The following is an 18,900-nucleotide window of genomic DNA, read 5'->3' as shown; positions in this document are numbered from 1 at the left end:
AACCGATGTTGCATTTCGAAGGGAAAAAAAATGACAAAATCACTTTCAGCACGGATCTTTATCGGTCTATTTCTAGGGGTTGTGCTTGGCAGTATTGTGCAGTTTTTATTAGCCGATAATGCTTTTTTTGGTGGCACATTAGTGAGTCTGGCAAGTGGTGTCGGCACTATGTTTGTCAATATGATCATGATGCTAGTGGTCCCACTGGTGTTTGTGAGTATTGTCTGCGGTGTGTGTGAGTTACAAGATTTAAAAAGCTTTGGCCGTTTAGGTGGTAAAACCTTTGGCTTTTATATTATCAATACCATGATAGCCATTTTAGCTGCATTTACCGTCGCGATGGTATTTGAACCCGGTAAAGGGGTGGATATGTCGAGCAGCGGTTCGCTGGATATTACCGCGACAGAACTGCCAGATTTAATGTCGTTAATTGTCAGTATAGTGCCAAATAATCCTTTTTCAGCCTTCACCTCTGGCAATATGCTGCAAGTGATTTTTATGGCGCTATTAATAGGCGGCGTGATCAAATCATTGGGGCATTCCGTTGAGGGGGCGGTAAAAGGGTTTCAAACTGCCAATAAAATCATGATGCGCTTAATTTCGGTGGTAATGAGTTTAGCGCCATACGGGGTATTTGCCTTGATGTTTAAATTAGGTGCAACCTTAGAACCTGAAATTTTTGTCAGTGTTGTTGAATATTTAGTGCTTATTTTAGCCCTATTATTGATTTGGATTTTTATCGTATATCCATTTGCTGTCAGCCTATTCACCCCTATTTCAGCGAAAACGTTCAGAGAAAAAACCCAAGAACAAATACTATTCTCATTGTCTACCGCTAGCTCAAACGCCACTATTCCGGTAACCATGCGTACCCTTACTGACAAGCTAGGTGTGAGTCAAGCGGTGGCTGGTTTTGGTGTGCCACTGGGTGCAACCATGAACATGGGCGGGGTGTCGATTTACATTACTATTGCGATATTCTTTGTGGCTAACGCCTTTGGTATGCCAATCAGCAATGATCAAATCCCGTCGTTACTGTTTAGTGTGTTTTTATTGTCAGTGGGTGCAGGTGGTGTGCCTGGTGGTGGTATGGTGATGATTGGGGTACTGATTTACCAATTAGGCTTACCAGTAGAGGCATTTGTGATTGTCGCGGCATTAGATCGTATTATCGATATGGTATTAACCTCATGTAACGTGGTTGGTGATACTGCGGTATTAACCATTGTCGATCAAACTGAACAAGCGCATCAGCTTGAGACTGCAAAAATTGCAGCTGAGAAAGTATAAGATTCGTTTAGCTGTATTAATAAAATGGCCTGCATAGCAGGCCATTTTTATGTCTAAGGTGTTATGTTTAAAGTGTTATGTTTAAGGTCTTATGTTTACGAACCTGTTGTGTCGAATATAGTAGATGCTATCTATGCTGCATTTTATTTTCTATCTTGGTCATAATCTTGAATGTAGACTTTTCTAAATTATCTAAACCGCGATGAGCAACTTGTTCATAAGAGCGATTAATATAGCGGTAAGCTTGTGGGTAGTTGAACTCAATCACCTCAAGTTCTGCCAATTCATTCAACGCCTGTGTTTGCCCGATGGGATAGTTCATCATTTGATGATATTCAATGGCTTTTTTAAACTGCTCCCTGGCTTTATCATTACGACCTATGCGCTGGTTTATCATGCCTGCAAGCTGTGAAATATAGCCCAATGTTAGCCAGTCTTTCACTTTAGCAGCATTGGTTTTTGCAATGGTAAGTACGCCTAATGCTTGTTCTATCCTGTCGGTTTCGGTGTAGCTTTGCGCTAATAACAATCTGAGTCTGGCTAGCTCTCGCTCATCTTGCTGATGTGTAGCTTGGTCGATTGCTGCTATCAATGTGGTATTAAGCTGTTCATATTGATGTTGCTGCAATTGGATGCTGGCCAGTAGACGCATGGCAACTAAGTTGTCGGGTGTGGAGTGTATGAGCTTGGATAAGTGCTGCTCAGCAGCCTTAGTGTCACCAAGTTGTAGCTGTGTCATTGCACTGAACAACAGCGGTGTACTATAGCGTGAATGGTATTGAGTTGCTGTCTTATTGTGTTGTGGGTTGTGTTGTGGATTGTGTTGTGGATTGAGCTGCTGAGTAATCAAGCTTGATGTTGCTAATATAGCTTGCTCGATACTTGAAGCGTTAACGACGCCCGCTTCTGTATGATGCTGCTGATGTAATGTAAACGCTAATTGATATTGATTATTGGCGCTGGTAATACGGGATTCAATCACTAATCCCGCGCCGGAGACGGCCATTAATTGCTTAATATCGACAGCTTGGCTCAAGTGATCATTAGAGATAAGCGAGATGATATTGATAATATCTTCGGTTTGCAGTAATGGGTAACTAACACCGACATTTAGCTGATTGATAAGCACATCCATCGCGGCATAGGGATTCCATTGCGAGTCTGTGCTGCCTGTTGCCAGTTGCACTGGAAGCACTAAAATAGTGCCAGTTTCTATTGCTGGGGCTTTAGTGGGCATCAGATAAGCATAAGCACTCATGCTAATAAGCAGTAAAAGTAAAACCGCCGCAATATATTTATTTTTATTCGATGATCTGGCGGGCGGCATCGTTATAGTCCTTTATTAATACCCTTTCAATAACGTAGTGGGTATTTAAGTTATTGTAAAGAAATGCTTCTTTACTCTTGCCTAATGATTCAAATTTGTATTTTGGTTAACTGTGTTTATTCGCTTCAGTCAGATCATCAATGAGTTCAACTGCAGCGCAGAAATGAAAAAACCGCCAACAGGCGGTTTTTCTACAACATACTTAATTAATCAATTGATGGCTCTTCGCTGTAATCAATACCGTGGTAGCTTAAGCAAGTATCGACTTCGTTGGCACTGCCTAAAATTACCGCAACACGCTGGTGGATTGCCGTTGGCTGAATATCCAAAATGGTTTCATAACCCGTTGATGCTTTTCCGCCAGCTTGCTCAACCAGTAACGCCATTGGGTTCGCTTCGTACATTAAGCGCAATTTGAATGGTCTGGCTGGATTTTTGTTATCTGTAGGGTAGGTAAAAATACCGCCACGGCACAATACTCGGTGCACATCACCGACCATTGCCGCAATCCAACGCATGTTAAACGATTGCTCGCGTGGGCCTATTTCCCCGAGTAACAAATCAGCAATATAGGTTTGTATTGGCGCTTCCCAAAAACGTTGGTTTGACATATTAATGGCAAACTCAGCCGTGTCTGGGGTGATCTGCACGTTATCGTCGGTCAGTAAAAATTCTTGGCTGTCGGGATCGAGAGTATAAAACTGAGTACCTTGGCCAGTGGTTAACGCCATCATGGTTGATGGGCCATACAATACATAACCCGCTGCCACTTGTTTACGCCCAGCTTGTAAAAAACTTTGCTCATTTAACTCTCCAGCGGGTGCGGGTAATACCGAGAAAATGGTGCCGACGAGTGAATTGATATCAATATTTGACGAGCCGTCGAGCGGGTCAAAACACACTAGGTACTCACCTTGAGTATTAACTTCAACCACGTAATCCTCTTCTTCTGAGGCTAAACCGCGAACATGGCCATCGGTTTTGAGAGCATTTTTAAGCATGTCATTGGTGATCACATCCAGTTTTTTCTGGGTTTCGCCTTGAACGTTTTCTTGATCGGTTGCGCCTAAAACGCCTGCTAAGGCGCCGCGCCGAACCGCAACACTAATGGCTTTTGAGGTGTCCGCTAAGGTGAATAATAATTGGGTTAAAGACGAGTTTACGGATTGTGCGCTAAGGGTTTGTGCCAAAGTCTGCATGGTATTTCCTATGACATGTGTGAGGTTTAAGGTCGATTTTGTACATTATTATGCAGCAAATCATACCCCACAATAGCGCTAATTTCAGCGATTGTTGTGTCGGGTTTTGGTTTTAGAGCAAATTAAGGCAAAATGTGGGCGGATTGAATTGCCCAAGGATTAATAATAATGACAACAACATGGAAGCATCATGCTTTAGCGGCAGTATCTGTCGTGCCACTTCTTTTTTCCAGCCCGGTTTTTTCAGTAACAGCAAACGTTAAAGGCAGCATTATGAACTCATCTACCACCGCGACATTGACTGCGATACCAGGTAATAATATGCCACTGACCATTGAGCGTATTCATGCGTCACCGGCATTAGCAGGTTCAAGTCCTCGTGGATTAGCCTTGTCACCTAATGGTAAGCGGGTGACTTATTTATCGAGTCGAGCTGATAACCAGCATTTCTATGATTTATGGCAAATGGATATCGCGACAGGTAAGCGCAGCGTGTTGATTAATGCGGAACAATTAGACGCAGGGGAATTGTCTGATGAAGAGAAAGCTCGCCGTGAGCGCCAACGTATTTATGGCCAAGGGATCATGGAGTATTTTTGGTCTGAAGACAGCCAACATATTTTAATTCCGGCTGCGGGTAAATTGTACTTATTTGATGTTCCAACGAATAACGTGGTTGAATTAGCCATTGGAGCAGGCTTTGCCACCGATGCGCGTTTGTCACCTAAAGGCCACTTTGTGTCGTTTGTACGCGATCAAAATTTATTTATATTAGCCCTAGACACACACAAAGTCAGTGCGTTAACGACCGATGGTAAAGGGCCGATTAAAAATGCCATGGCAGAGTTTGTCGCCCAAGAAGAAATGGATCGCATGACAGGATATTGGTGGGCGCCCGATGAGTCTGCTATTGCCTTTACTCGAATCGATGAAACGGGTGTTGAGTTAGTGACCCGTAATGAAATTTATGCCGACGGTATTAAATTAACCGATCAGCGTTACCCTTATGCTGGCAAAGCTAACGTTGAGATTGAGTTGGGAGTGGTTAGCTTAAAAGATCGAAGCATAAACTGGATTGATTTAGGCAAACAAAAAGACATGTATTTACCTCGTGTTGATTGGTTGCCAGACAGTCAACGGGTGTCATTTCAATGGCAAAGCCGCGATCAACAAACATTGGACTTACGCATAGCTTCGATAACCAAACCGAAACAAGTAACAACGGTGATCGAAGAACACAGTAACGCTTGGGTTAACCTAAACAATGACTTGCACTTTCTCAAGCAACAATCGGCCTTTATTTGGGGCTCTGAACGTGATGGTTTTCATCACCTGTACTTATTTGACTTACAAGGTAAGCAACTTAAACAGTTAACCCAAGGTGATTGGGCGGTCGATGCGCTTGAATTTGTCGATGAAGCCACGGGCTGGGTATATTTTAGCGGTCGTAAAAACAGCGTGGTCGAGCGTCATTTGTATCGGGTTAACTTGAAACAAGGTATGGACTCCATTGAGCGAATTAGCCAAGCATCAGGTATGCATGAGGCAGTATTTGCGGATAAAAAGCCGGTTTATTTAGATTACTTTAGTAGCTTACAGCAACCGCCACAAATAAGTTTACACAATGATACTGGCAAGCAGTTAGCTTGGGTTGAGCAAAATGAAATTGATAACAACCATCCTCTGTATGATTATGCGGGTTTATGGCAAATGCCTGAGTTTGGTCAAGTAACCGCTGAAGATAACCAAGCACTGCAGTATCGATTATTTAAACCGGTTCCTTTTGATGCAGCTAAACAGTATCCGGTTGTGGTCAGGGTATACGGTGGGCCGCATGCGCAGTTAGTGGTCAATAGCTGGAGCGAAGCGGATTATTTTACTCAGTATTTACTGCAGCAAGGTTATGTTGTATTCCAGTTAGATAACCGGGGTTCGGCTCATCGTGGTACTCAATTTGAGCATGTGATTTATCAAAATATGGGTGATGCGGAAGTGAGTGACCAAAAGGTCGGGGTAGATTACTTACGCAGTTTACCTTTCGTTGATGGTGATAACATTGCCATTTATGGCCACAGTTATGGCGGCTACATGGCGTTAATGAGTCAGTTTAAGGCGCCAGGTTATTTTAAAGCCGCTATAGCGGGGGCACCCGTAACCGATTGGCGTTTGTACGATACCCATTACACTGAACGTTATATGGGCAACCCAGAAACCAACAAACAAGGTTACGACGCCAGCAGTATTTTACCTTACGTCAAAGATTATCAGTCGGGCTTATTGATGTATCACGGCATGGCTGATGACAATGTACTGTTTGAAAACAGCACTCGAGTGTATAAGGCATTACAAGATGAAGGTAAATTGTTCCAGATGATGGATTACCCGGGGTCTAAGCATTCAATGCGCGGTGAGAAAGTACGTAATCATTTGTATAAATCATTAGCGGCATTTTTAGATCAACAGTTAAAATAAGCGATATATTTTTAAATGATTAGCTAAAAAGCAGACAATAAAAAACCAGGTGAGACCCACCTGGTTTTTTATTGCGGTTAACTTAAACGGTTAACTTAAGCGGATCACGCTTCTAAGTCGCCACAAAAACGATAGCCTTCACCGTGAATAGTCGCGATGATTTCTGGCGTGTCAGGTAAGCTTTCAAAGTGCTTACGGATACGACGGATCGTCACATCAACAGTGCGGTCGTGGGGTTTTAACTCACGGCCGGTCATTTTTAGCAGTAAATCAGCACGAGTTAAAATCTTGCCTGGATTTTCAACAAAATGAAGCATCGCACGAAATTCGCTGCGTGGTAGCTTGTAAGATTCACCTTGTGGAGTAACCAAAGAGCGGCTATTAATTTCTAGGCTCCAGCCGTTAAAGCGGTAAAACTCAACAGAACCTTTTTCTTCGGTTTCCGCCGCCGCATTATTAACGCGAGTTAACAGGTTACGGGCACGGATCGTTAATTCGCGAGGGTTGAATGGTTTAGTGATATAGTCATCTGCACCAATTTCAAGCCCTAAAATTTTATCAACTTCATTATCTCGACCGGTCAAGAAAATAAGACCGATGTTATTAATTTCACGTAGTTCACGTGCTAATAATAAGCCGTTTTTACCTGGTAAGTTAATGTCCATAACAACAAGGTTTATCTTGTTTTCTTGCATGGCTCTATGCATTTCTGCGCCGTCATTGGCTTCGGTGACAACATAGCCTTCAGCTTCAAAAATACTGCGCAATGTATTACGAGTTACTGCTTCATCTTCAACAATTAAAATGTGCGGATTTTGCATAATATATACCTGATTTTATAAAATTCGATTCTAGCCACGGTGTGCTAATAGATTGCAATAGCGCGTTAACATATGCGCTATTATTCCGATATTTTTGGGTGTTTATCTATGTCTACCCTGAATTAAACACTCTCTATAAACTCGATGACGTAACGCTTAATGCGGGTTACTGAGTCTGCTTGCGTTAACTAATTGCCATTACGCTAAGGTACGCGTTTACACTTATGCATGATGGTGTAAAAAGTGGTGTAAAATTTGTTGCACCTAGGCTTACTTACTATGAATGCCATTTAGAAAGATAGTTCCTTCCTGTCGCAAACTTATTTAATCGTATTAATGTTTTATCAAATGTAGAACAAATTTAGTACGACTGTAAACTTTACATCAATAAATCTTCACGCTCACAACAATATATGCTGAGATTTTCAGGTGTATGTAGCCAACTTTGCTACAATGATTTAATAGTGCGTGATGCTATTGTACTCGTTTTAGGCATTTGTTAACAAATTAAATGTTAAAAAATTAATATAACAGTCAAGTATATAAAAGATTAATATTACTAAGTTGATAATAATAAATGATTTTTAAGTATTAAACTGGTGATTAGATCGCAAATCTTTTCGATATCTAACCTAATTGTTAGACTCATTTTGGCTTAATTAACGAAAAAATATTATGGAAAATGTTATCGATACATTGTGGTATGAATATCAAACGACTCATTTTTTGTTCACCCAACGCCTTTCTAATGATTTCCCATTTGCTATAGTTACCGCTCATAACCCCCGGGGGACTAGCCTCTCACCGAGTCAAAATCGTTTACTTGATCATCAGCTTCAATCTAAAATCCAACAGTATAATCGGCCCTATCGTGCCTTAATCGGTGCGGCCGCTGATTGGTCACATATGGAAAAAAGCTGGGCAGTTTTTATTGATAAAGAACAGGCTGTTGAGCTAGGAAGAGAGTTAAATCAACATGCAATTTATTACGTTAATCAAGGTTTGATATCTCTGGTTGCGTGTCTTGATACCATCAAACCTGACGTTGAAATGGGCGCATTTAATCAGCGATTACGGCTGGTTAATGAACTGCCAGAGATTAGTTTCTATACTGGATGAGCGCTGGGTTAATTTAGAGCGCTTAATCGCTACTGAATGTTTTGAGTCATTAATCGAGACAATAAAATATATATTGTCTCGATTAATTGCGTTATTTGGTTTTTTTTGCGTATATATTGGCTTTTTTCTAATATAGAACAATGACAGATCCGCTATCGCTACGACAGATTATCTAACAACAAAGATATTTTTATCAAAACAGTGTTTTTTTACTGGGTTTGTTGATTGACTTGTTAGGGCATTTGTTGCTATTTTCAACAGCTCTCCTTCGGGAGAAACAGAAGAGGAGCGTTAACTAGGTAGTAAGTGAGAGGATGCCAGTCCGATGACAACTTATGATGGAGATTAGCGCCGAGGTATCAGTTTGTTTGGCGAACATTGATATCGGTCGTTTAGGCTGAATCCTAACGATTGTCACCTTTTTTTGGTGGAGAGCTTCTGGTGATGATTGCTGTTTCCCTTCTATAAGGGTGCGTTATCTTAGCACCAGGCTCTTCGAACGTAGTGTGTTCGGAGCGTATATCATGTTAGTAAATCACGTCTTATTTTCTAGTCTTTGGCAAACTGCGGAGGCATCAGTATGAGCATTATCTCTGAAACTGTTGTTCTTGAAACCGTGGTGCCTGAAATAGCCACATCAGAATTAGTCGTAGCCAAATTTGGCGGTACGTCGGTTGCTGATTACGCCTCTATGAGTCGTTGTGCCAATATTGTCTTGGCTAACCAAGCCACTCGTCTCGTGGTGGTGAGTGCCTCCAGTGGTGTCACCAATTTATTAGTTGAGCTGACTCAAGCTAATGTCAACGATGAACGACGACTAGTACTCCTTAAGCAAATTGCTCAAATTCAATATGCGATTCTCGATGAATTAGGCCGTCCACAAGACGTGGCGGCCAGTATTGATAAAATTCTGAGCCGAATGTCAGTATTAAGTGAATCGTTAGAACTTGATCGCAGCAAAGCGATTATGGACGAATTGCTGTCAACGGGTGAGCAATGTTCATCGATTTTATTTTCAGCGGTTATTCGGGAAAAAGGCACCGCTTCAAATCATTTCGATGTGCGTCAGGTGCTGCGTACCGACAGCTATTTTGGCCGTGCAGAACCACAGATTGAAGTCATTTCAACGCTTGCTGGTGATTTTTTAAAACCCTTACTTGCTCGTTATATCATTGTCACCCAAGGATTTATTGGAGCTGATGACAGTGGCCGAACCACAACATTAGGCCGTGGTGGCAGTGATTATTCGGCGGCATTACTGGCTGAAGCGCTCCGTGCCACAGCGGTTGAAATTTGGACCGATGTCGCCGGTATTTATACCACTGATCCACGGCTTGCCCCTAATGCGCGTCCCATTGCCGAAATTAGCTTTAATGAGGCGGCTGAGATGGCCACCTTTGGCGCTAAAGTATTGCATCCCGCCACCATTTTACCGGCTGTGAGACAAAAAATTCAGGTGTTTGTGGGATCAAGTAAAGCCCCTGAAATGGGCGGAACTTGGATCCGCCATCAAGTAGACGATACCCCAGTATTTAGAGCTGTGGCATTGCGCCGCGATCAAACATTACTTAACTTGCATAGCTTACAAATGTTACATGCTCAGGGTTTTTTAGCAGAAACGTTTGCGACTTTAGCTCGACATAAAATTTCGGTGGATCTCATTACCACCTCTGAAGTTAACGTGGCATTGACCTTAGATAAAACCGGTTCTGATTCGAGCGGACACGGCTTGTTAAGTGAGTCATTATTGCAAGAGTTATCGCAGCATTGTGGTGTTCGCGTCGAAGAGAACTTAGCCTTAATCGCCATTATAGGTAATCGTATTGCATCGACTGCGGGTGTTTGTAGTCGCGTATTTAAGGTGCTGGAAAACCATAATGTAAGGATGATTTGCCAAGGCGCCAGCCCACATAATTTATGTGTCCTAGTGGCAGAGTCGGAAGCGGCGCAAGTGGTTAATGCCTTGCATCAAAATCTGTTTGAGTAATACCAATCCTATTAAATATGCGATCTTTCAGCGGGAGTTCAAAGTGCTGTAGGCAAGGCAGATGATTGAAGCGAATAGTTATTCTCGGTAACAAGCTCCTGCGTTACTCTACCTCCAGCATCCATGCCGTCGTATTTTGAAAATATCTAACGAAGCATAAAGTACTTTGAAACCCGCCAGAATGGAGTCTCTCAGGTATTCCACTTCTGTGTTGCATCGATTTAAAAGGGAACAACCATTTCTACATCAATGCGCCTTGAATTGAAAAACCTGAGAGACTCTGAACTGACCAGATATTTAATGAGATTGGTATCATCATATGACTAAAGCAATACAATCGTCAGTGCAGGTCGGAGAACTGGCGACGGGGCAAGCATTGACCGTGCCGTTATATACATTCTCTGGCAGTGAGTTGTTTTCGCCCAGCGTTTATATTCAGGCCAATGTTCATGGTGCCGAAGTGCAGGGAAATGCAGTGATTTATCAACTGATGACCTTGTTAGAAGGTTATCAAGTACTAGGTGATATTACGCTTGCGCCATTGGCCAATCCATTAGGGATTAATCAAAAGAGTGGTGAGTTTACCTTAGGACGGTTTGATCCGATAACTGGGGTGAATTGGAACCGAGAGTATTTTGATCACAACATCAAGGTGCAAGCTTGGTATACCGAGCATCAACATTTAAACGATAATGAACTGTTTCAGGCTTATCGTTCAATGTTGGTTGGAGCTTGTCAGGCTCGATTGGAGCTCCCTTTTGGGCTCTCTACCGGTCATCGGTTGGCTGTGAGTTTACAAACCATGGCACATCAAGCAGATATAGTGCTTGATTTACATACTGGGCCTAAGTCGTGCAAGCATTTGTATTGCCCTGAGTATGATGCGGATGCGGCGAGATTTTTTTCGATCCCATACACGCTGATTATGCCTAATAGTTTTGGCGGAGCGATGGATGAAGCCACGTTTTGTCCATGGTGGCAGTTAACCGAATATGCCGCGAGCCAAGGTCGTGAGTTTTCGGTACCCGTGTCTGCATTTACCTTAGAGCTCGCCAGTCAAGAACGAATTGATTTAGCCGACGCGTTAGAAGATGCCAAAGGCATATTGGCTTATTTAAGTTATCGTGGTGTGATTGCTGAAAAAGTCACTCCAGCAGATATGCCTCGATTTGGTTGTTACTTATGTGACTACAAAAAGTTTCATGCACCTAAAGCTGGTTTAATCGAATATCGCGCGGTACTGGGTGAGCCGTTAGCAGCAGGGCAACCATTGGTGAATATTTTACGCATTGATCTTTATGGCACTGAACAGGCTTATCAAGCCATTAGTTTACCCATGGATTGCGTGCCAATTTTACACTTTGCTTCAGCGTCAGTTCACCAAGGGACTGAACTGTATAAGGTGATGACCAAGGTGTTTTCGATAACCCACTAATGTGATGTTATCAACCCCCCGTTTTGATACTAAATCCTCTCGGTGTTGCTTTGTAAAACAGCTATAATAATGCCTGCATATTGCAGGCATTATTATTATCCGTTTTGAGTTCTCTGAAATAGAAACGTTGTAATAGGAACTCATTATATGGGCGGTTAATTAGCTGCCTAAAATCTGCAGTGGAATGGCCAACATCTCGTCGCCTGAAGCGGCAAAGTACCAAATAATACCTACTAAGCTTGCCACTGTGAGCAAATACCATACGGTAGAGAAAATTTGTCCGTAACGATCTAAGGGTAATAAATGGCTTTGGTGGCGTCCACGCCATTCGACAATGATTTCGATACTGCCAATAAGCAGCAAAAAGCCGAGAAGCGCTAAGCCTAAGCTATAGCTGATAAAGACCCCTATAGCGGCACCCGCGGCACAGGCGACCAGGCCAATTAAGCTGTTCATGGAGAAGCTAATACTTTTCAGAATATGGCCGCCATCAAGCGGTAAAATGGGCAGTAAATTAAATAGATTTAGCAGGGCATTGAATGCCGCTAACCCAGCAAAGAATATGTTACCTGTTATCCAATAAAGTCCGACACAAATAATTGATAAAATCAGCCCAAAAGTGGGGCCCATAATTGAAATATACACGTCTTGCCAACGGGTGTTGATCCGCTCATCACTTAACGCTAAGCCACCAACAAAAGGGATTAAATAGATACCTTTTGTTTTCATACCGAAATGCTTCATTGCTCGAATATGACCGTATTCATGGAACATTAAGCAACCGATGAGTGCTAAGGCAAATTGAAATGAAAATAGCCAAGAATAGGCTGCAACACTAGCTCCAGCAAAAAGGACTTTAACCACTTTGGCACTTTTTAACAGTTTAAAACCTAATGATGCAAGTCCAACAACACTGATTTTTTGAGTTTTTACCGCGGCGACTTCAGGGGTTTGACGTTCAATCTCTTCAACGGTTCTTTGCCCTTGGGTGATGGTTTCATCATCAATTAATAAGCAGTAATCAAGCTGGAATGGCTGCCAGTTAACATCGATTTCTAATCGTACTGGAAGTGAACCAATACTTGGCTTAACGGTTTCGTCATCGTTAGTATTGGTTTCAGTCGGGACGGATGTGTGCGTTGTCAGTTCAAATGAATGGATATGAAAGGCTTGGTCGGAAGCACTCGCAGACTTTTGCGATACCAGTTGATTGTCCCAATAAAGTTGCTGCCAACCCGCAATCGAGCCTTCTAATCGCAGACGTTTACCTAGACATTCAATATTTAATAATTCCATTAAGGATTCTCTGGGGTTATGGACGTTGAGCATCGGGCATTTTGCCAGAGCGATGTCACTAGCTCAATGGGTTCGACAATTATATTCGTTAATCTTAATTTTAATCTTAGGTTTATGACTGAGTGATTAAGCTAAGCATTACGTCGGTAAGGTTAAGGTTGATAACAGTAAAAACGCTGTGATATGGGCTGTTATCTAAAGCGGAAGTCACGCTTTTAATAAAGCTGTTCTAATTCGGCAACGGTGGCGATACCTTGTTCAACGGTCGTAAAGATTATCTTTGCACTGCAACAATGGCCTTGAAACTGGCCAAATTGACGGACAAGAGGCAACATTTGCAGTACGTTCATTTGCTGGTCTTGTTTCACCAAGTAGGGGAGTTGTGCCACATTATTGTTGGCAACGTCGACTTGTTCAGCGGTTTCAATGTGGTAAATGCAACCTGCGGTGTCGATCAGTTTATCGTGCAAGCAGACGGTAAATTGATTGGCGCAAATAAAGCTTAACCAGTCTTGGTGGTTTGCCAGATACATTAATTCATCATCTTGATCAAATTGCAGTATGGCGGGCCAATGTATGTGTTGCATAGTTACCTGTAAATCAATGTGGGTTGGTTTAATCTGCTAACGGTTGCTGTAATCGTATGAAATTTCTTGATTCACATTTTTAACAACACATGAGGCATGTTCGCGTTGGGTGCGATTAAACGCATTGCCAATATGAATTTCCACGTTATTAAAAATGTATTTTTCTGCTTTGATAAAGTAATTATTATAGTAATTTTCTACTTCAATAAGATTTTGATTATATTCTACTTCTTCCTTTGTTTGCTCCTCGGTCATCTGCTTCTTTTGGTCAAGCATCATTTTGACTTGCTCTACCATACCCGCATCACTTTGCCATTCAGCTTTGGGGGGCAATTTACGCAGTCTGGCCTCGAGTTCTAATCCGGCGACAACCATGCCTTTGATGCCGGCATCCAGTTCTTTGAGTTGTAGCTTTAGTTCACCTTGATGCATAGCACAAAATAGTTCGGTTTTGGTACTGGCTTTAGCGCCAAGCACAATAGCCCTAATCCCCTTTGCCGCGGTGGCTTTACCGCCGACTAAGTCACCGCGTCGTGATTGAGCATCACTGACGGTAATGCAGCCTCCTGACGTTGAATGACTGTGTAACAACTGTTTAGTGACTAAAATATTGCCCTGTGCTTCTAGATGAGAATATTGTACAAATTGGGCACAAATTTGGCCGGTGGCGGTAATCTTGGTACTGAGCTCTTGGTCTTTAATTAACCGACCAATGATGCCTTTGCTGACAATAACGTCACCTTGCGCTTCAATGGTGGCTGAGTCAACAAACCCCATGACGGTAACATCACCACTGGCTTTGACTTCCATCCCTTCATGCACATCGCCGGTAATTAAAATACTACCTTTAAAATTCACATGGCCAAAGCGAACATCAACATCTTTAATTTGCAGTATATCGTCGACTTGCATGCCTTGACGGTTTTCAACCGGTTGGCCTGGAACTGTGGCGATGAGTTTGTTTGGATCCTTAGGGTGTAAGCCGGTGCCTGTACCGGGCTCCATGGGTTTGTCTTGACCTGTGATTTGTTGCAGTACATCACCATGGATATTGAATCCTGGGCTACCAGTGGTTGCTGGGGTCTTAATCATTAATATATCGGTGGGCTTAACGGTAATTAATGCGCCTAAATTACGCATATCGACCGAGCCGTCTTCACGTTCTTGAGGTTGTAATAAACGTTCTCGCGCCAGAGCTACCTTACGGGTTAATGTGGCATTTTCGCCATTCACTGCCGCTTTACCGCAGGCGATAACGCCCTCACAGCATTCCCCTGGTGGTAAAATCGATAAGCGTTGCATTAACCCCATAATGTTAGGTTTACTTAAGCCCATTTTAATTTTTTGATTTTTGAGGGTATTAAGTACGTCTGATAGGGTGATGTCTTTACCGCCCCAAGCTGAGGTGATTTTCATACTAGCTTGCATTTTATCGTCATTGATATTGATGTCCACTGCACCATCTTTACGTTCAGCTATCGCAAAAAACAGTTCGTGATCCCCTAGATTTTGGCCGCAAAGCGCATTGACTTCAGTGACCGCTTTATTAATGGCAGGGGCAATGGGAAACAACATTGCAAAAGTTGCCTGTGTTAGTAAGGCGTTGATATCCTCTTCTAGCACGGGACCATGAGTATTGGGAATTATGCGTAATTCGGCTTTACTTTTATCTGCGCTTAGTGCGATTAGTGAAGGCTCTAACATAGCATCCTTTGTTGTTATTTTTATATCAGATCAATACTGGAAATAAAATAGTAACGACATAAATTCAAAAATGTTTACTATTTTACCTTGCAGTAAATTTAGCCGATTTTAATCTCCATTTCCAGCAGTAAGCTCGCTTTGTTGTCCATAACTGAAGCTGTGTCACGGGAGGTTCGATCTTGGGATTAACGTTGATGGAGATATAATTTGTACTTATTGTTTTCAGCCAACACATTCACTTTACCAAAATGAGTCGCAATGGTATCAGCATAGGGCAGGTGGCGATTAGCAACAATTTGCCAGACGCCTTTAGGCGCCAAACTGATTGCGCTGGATTTAACAAACTGGGTCGCAATGTCGGTGGTGCTGGTTAACCCATCATGAAACGGTGGGTTGGAAATAATGCCATCAAATTTACCGGTAATTTGATTAAATCCGTCAGAAGGATAGATTTTTGCGTGCATATTATTGGCTGCAAGGGTTAATTCACATGACAGCAATGCCATCGCATTGATATCAATACATTCCATGGCTAGCTTTGGATTGGCTTTTAGCAATGCCGCCGTAATGACCCCTGCACCACAACCAAAATCGAGGACTCTGCCGTGTAAGTTGTTTGGTAAATGCAACAGTAATAGTTCGGTGCCCTGATCGAGACGCTTTTCACTGAAGACCCCTACCACATTGCAAATTTGCAGTTTACCTTGTGGTGTATCTAATGAATATTGGCTTACCCAATCACTGATTGATAGCCTGGGTGCTACTTGAGTTAAATAACTGACATACACTAAACAATGACGGGCATTATCTTGTTTGATGGGGGGGGAGTAATAATCAGGCGTGAGTTTATCAATTGATTTAATCCCACCTTTATTCTCACCCACAATCATTAATTGGCCGTCGATACGTAAATGCTGCGCCGCAAGTTGCAGTAAGTAACCCATTAACGGTTTAGCTTTTGCAAAGTAAATAATAACCGTGTCAAATTTTGTATCAACTAATGAGTCAGGCAGCTGATGGCCAAAATAGCACTGCAATTTATTATTAGCATAGGATGACAATGTTAGGTGATGATTAAAATCCAGCGCTAGGGCAGTGACATTCTCTGCAAACTCAAGACATTGATGCGCAAAAGTATCAGCTTCATAGTTGAGCACTAACACATTATGTTTATGAAAATATTTGCTGTTTCTAATTAAGGCTTGAGAAGGATTTGTTAACACGTCGGTTGCTCATAATGCTAGTGATAAAATACCTGCTGATATTAACACAATCCCCACTTTGATAGCGGGGATTGTGTTAGGCAGCAATTAAGGCGTTTGTACCGATTGTGGTAATAAGCTAAACATTTTATTGGCTATATCAACATTGTCTTGATGGCCACTAAACAATCTGGCGCCGGGGCCCGCTGCGAATACCTGAACATCCATGGCGGTATGGCCGCCACTTGTCCAACCGGTATTAGATTGAATATCAATTAATTTTCGCAGTGCAATAGCAAGTGGCTCATTACCTTGCATACGTGCAGTTTGCAATTGACTGTATTCTACTTCGCTTGGGGTAAACCCCAATAGTGTTGCGGTTATGGTCTGCCAATCCTCTGCGGCAATAGCACGCGTGGCAATCACATCTGGGCTAGCTTGAACCTTATGCAGTACTTCAGGATGCCATTCGTATTTGTCGTGTGCGCCCACTGACAACCCACCGGTATTATGATCGGCTGTCACAACCATCAGGGTGTCTTTACTTTGACGAACAAATTGTTCAACCACTTCAATTGCGGCTGCAAACTCATCCATTTCACCCATCGCGGTAGCAATATCGTTACTGTGACCCGCCCAATCAATTAAGCTGCCTTCTACTAATAACACAAAACCTTGCTTATTTTGCGACAGTAAATCGAGTGCCTTTTGCGTCATATGACTGAGTTTATGCGCTTTTTTATCATTAATCCCCCAAGGTAACTGTACATCGGCAAATAGCCCTAATACTTTCGGGTGATGAACCGACTCAAGTTGGGAGAGTTCACTAATGTGTTGGTAACCTTTAGCGGTGAACTGCTCAAGCAATGTTGGGGTGAAATATTGCTGGCCACCGCCAAGGATGACATCAGCATCGGTGGTTAAATAAGCCTGTGCGATATCAATATAATTACTACGACTTTCATTGTGAGCAAGAAATGCCGCAGGTGTAGCATGGTTTACTTGGGAGGTAACCGCTACGCCAGTTGACAAGCCTAATGCTTTTGCTCTTTCCATTAAGGTTGTCAGTGGGCGTTTTTCGGTATCAACGGCAATAGCACCATTATAACTTTTGACCCCAGTAGATAATGCGGTTGCCGATGCCGCCGAGTCGGTTACATAACCACTGACAGAAGCAGGGTAAGTGCTTGCCATACCAACGAGTAAGCGATCAAAAACCGTTTGTTCAATCTCTTCTGTCTCAGGGTTATCTTTATAGTAACGATAGGCCGTGGTGTAAGCAGGTCCCATACCATCGCCAATCATAATAACAATATTTGTCGGTCTTGAAGGACCGACAGTCGGCACATTATTACTGGTTGTGTTGGCCTCAATAGGCGAAATAACGACTTCATCAGCCATTGCACCCGTTACGACCAAGCTAGAGACCAATAATAATCTGCTAATTATTCGTTGGTAGGTAGATAGAAAATGCATGATTAATCCTATTTCTGCTGATTGATACGGGCTTCGATGGCATCCATAAGCATGCCGGTAATGTCAACGTCATATGCGGCTTCAATTTCTCTAATGCAGGTTGGGCTGGTGACATTGATTTCAGTTAACTTATCACCAATGATGTCTAAACCAACAAAAATAAGGCCTCGTTTTTTCAATTCTGGACCAATGGCGCGGGCTATTTTCCAATCACTTTCTGATAATGGCTGGGCTACTCCACTGCCGCCAGCCGCTAGGTTGCCACGGGTTTCACCTTTCATCGGGATACGCGCTAATGCGTATGGAACCGGTTCACCGTCAACCACTAAAATACGCTTGTCACCTTGAGTTATCTCAGGGATAAAGGCTTGAGCCATTGCGAACTGCTGGCCATAACTGGTGAGCGTTTCGATAATGACCCCGACGTTAGGGTCATCTTTTTTCACTCTAAAAATAGACGTGCCGCCCATGCCATCTAATGGTTTTAAAATAATATCTTGCTTCAATTGGTGGAACGCTCGAATACGTTTAGCATCACGGGTCACAAGAGTGTCTGGCGTAAACTCAGAAAACCATGCTGTAAACAGTTTTTCATTGGCATCACGTAAGCTTTGAGGCTTGTTAACGATTAATACGCCTTCTTCTTCCGCCCGTTCCAGCATATAAGTGGCGTAGATGAATTCGGTATCAAATGGTGGATCTTTGCGCATTAAGATCACATCAAGATCTGCCAACGGGGTATCAATTGACTCGCCTAATGTAAACCATTGGTTAGCATCTTGCTTTACCGATAATTCACGCATGTTGGCCATGGCTTTGCCGTTGACCATCGCAAGATCATGCATTTCCATATAAAACAATTGGTAGCCACGTGCCTGTGCGGCTAATAACATCGCGAAGCTGGTATCTTTTTTGATGTTAATGTCGCTAATAGGGTCCATAACAATGCCGAGCTTAATCATGTGTTTATCCTTAATAATATCCA

General features: G+C 42.6%; 14 protein-coding genes and 1 riboswitch. Of the genes, 5 read left to right on the top strand and 9 right to left on the bottom strand.

From position 1 onward, the window contains the following. The first annotated feature begins 30 nt into the window (after positions 1 to 30). Positions 31 to 1,290: a dicarboxylate/amino acid:cation symporter gene (locus tag AAEY93_RS06760; protein WP_124014140.1), complete on the top strand. Its 1,260-nt coding sequence runs from the start codon at positions 31 to 33 to the stop codon at positions 1,288 to 1,290. 127 nt (positions 1,291 to 1,417) lie between these two features. Here AAEY93_RS06760 and AAEY93_RS06755 read toward each other — a convergent pair whose 3' ends face one another. Both AAEY93_RS06755 and AAEY93_RS06750 read right to left on the bottom strand, forming a co-directional pair. After that, positions 1,418 to 2,617 (bottom strand): tetratricopeptide repeat protein, encoded by a 1,200-nt coding sequence (locus AAEY93_RS06755; RefSeq protein ID WP_351075608.1) that lies wholly within the window; start codon positions 2,615 to 2,617, stop codon positions 1,418 to 1,420. 206 nt (positions 2,618 to 2,823) lie between these two features. Beyond that, the gene (locus AAEY93_RS06750) at positions 2,824 to 3,816 is read right to left on the bottom strand and encodes a class 1 fructose-bisphosphatase (protein ID WP_351075605.1); all 993 of its coding nucleotides are present in this window, start codon (positions 3,814 to 3,816) and stop codon (positions 2,824 to 2,826) included. 168 nt (positions 3,817 to 3,984) lie between these two features. Here AAEY93_RS06750 and AAEY93_RS06745 point away from each other — a divergent pair, with 168 nt between their 5' ends. Further along, positions 3,985 to 6,288 (top strand): S9 family peptidase, encoded by a 2,304-nt coding sequence (locus AAEY93_RS06745; RefSeq protein WP_351075602.1) that lies wholly within the window; start codon positions 3,985 to 3,987, stop codon positions 6,286 to 6,288. A gap of 104 nt (positions 6,289 to 6,392) precedes the next feature. Here the strand turns inward: AAEY93_RS06745 and arcA are convergent, their stop codons facing one another. Beyond that, positions 6,393 to 7,109 carry a two-component system response regulator ArcA gene (arcA, locus tag AAEY93_RS06740; RefSeq protein WP_101032909.1) on the bottom strand — a complete coding sequence of 239 codons (717 nt, stop codon included), beginning with the start codon at positions 7,107 to 7,109 and terminating at the stop codon, positions 6,393 to 6,395. A gap of 675 nt (positions 7,110 to 7,784) precedes the next feature. Here arcA and AAEY93_RS06735 point away from each other — a divergent pair. The 3 genes from AAEY93_RS06735 (at position 7,785) to AAEY93_RS06725 (ending at position 11,650) form a co-directional block, all read left to right on the top strand. Then, positions 7,785 to 8,228, top strand: coding sequence for a DUF3293 domain-containing protein (locus tag AAEY93_RS06735; protein ID WP_351075598.1), 444 nt, complete (start codon positions 7,785 to 7,787; stop codon positions 8,226 to 8,228). A 273-nt stretch (positions 8,229 to 8,501) separates the two neighbouring features. Next, a riboswitch (Lysine riboswitch) is annotated at positions 8,502 to 8,674 on the top strand. A 134-nt stretch (positions 8,675 to 8,808) separates the two neighbouring features. Further along, on the top strand, positions 8,809 to 10,215 hold the full coding sequence (gene lysC / locus AAEY93_RS06730) for a lysine-sensitive aspartokinase 3 (RefSeq protein ID WP_267898630.1): 1,407 nt from the start codon (positions 8,809 to 8,811) through the stop codon (positions 10,213 to 10,215). 319 nt (positions 10,216 to 10,534) lie between these two features. Continuing rightward, positions 10,535 to 11,650 (top strand): succinylglutamate desuccinylase/aspartoacylase family protein, encoded by a 1,116-nt coding sequence (locus AAEY93_RS06725; RefSeq protein WP_124014143.1) that lies wholly within the window; start codon positions 10,535 to 10,537, stop codon positions 11,648 to 11,650. A gap of 159 nt (positions 11,651 to 11,809) precedes the next feature. On the opposite strand, the gene AAEY93_RS06720 is transcribed toward AAEY93_RS06725, so the two are convergent. The 6 genes from AAEY93_RS06720 to gshB all read right to left on the bottom strand — a co-directional run bounded on the left by AAEY93_RS06720 (position 11,810) and on the right by gshB (position 18,877). Continuing rightward, positions 11,810 to 12,946, bottom strand: a complete 1,137-nt coding sequence (locus AAEY93_RS06720; protein WP_101032906.1) for a site-2 protease family protein — start codon at positions 12,944 to 12,946, stop codon at positions 11,810 to 11,812. A 215-nt stretch (positions 12,947 to 13,161) separates the two neighbouring features. Beyond that, positions 13,162 to 13,533: a DUF4144 family protein gene (locus tag AAEY93_RS06715; protein WP_124014144.1), complete on the bottom strand. Its 372-nt coding sequence runs from the start codon at positions 13,531 to 13,533 to the stop codon at positions 13,162 to 13,164. 36 nt (positions 13,534 to 13,569) lie between these two features. Further along, positions 13,570 to 15,237, bottom strand: coding sequence for a flagellar assembly protein A (locus AAEY93_RS06710; protein ID WP_124014145.1), 1,668 nt, complete (start codon positions 15,235 to 15,237; stop codon positions 13,570 to 13,572). 185 nt (positions 15,238 to 15,422) lie between these two features. Continuing rightward, positions 15,423 to 16,460, bottom strand: coding sequence for a methyltransferase (locus AAEY93_RS06705; RefSeq protein ID WP_124014146.1), 1,038 nt, complete (start codon positions 16,458 to 16,460; stop codon positions 15,423 to 15,425). Between the two features lie 87 nt (positions 16,461 to 16,547). Then, a complete protein-coding gene (locus tag AAEY93_RS06700) occupies positions 16,548 to 17,840 on the bottom strand; it encodes an alkaline phosphatase (RefSeq protein WP_372491495.1) in 1,293 nt (430 codons plus the stop codon). A gap of 83 nt (positions 17,841 to 17,923) precedes the next feature. Beyond that, positions 17,924 to 18,877, bottom strand: a complete 954-nt coding sequence (gene gshB / locus AAEY93_RS06695; RefSeq protein ID WP_124014148.1) for a glutathione synthase — start codon at positions 18,875 to 18,877, stop codon at positions 17,924 to 17,926. Positions 18,878 to 18,900 lie beyond the last annotated feature (23 nt).

The sequence above is a fragment of the Shewanella sp. CAL98-MNA-CIBAN-0140 genome (assembly GCF_040309905.1).
In the GTDB taxonomy this organism is placed as follows: Bacteria; Pseudomonadota; Gammaproteobacteria; order Enterobacterales; family Shewanellaceae; genus Shewanella; species Shewanella psychromarinicola.
Note: the sequence above shows the minus strand (reverse complement) of the source record. Positions and strands in the feature narration are given on the sequence as shown.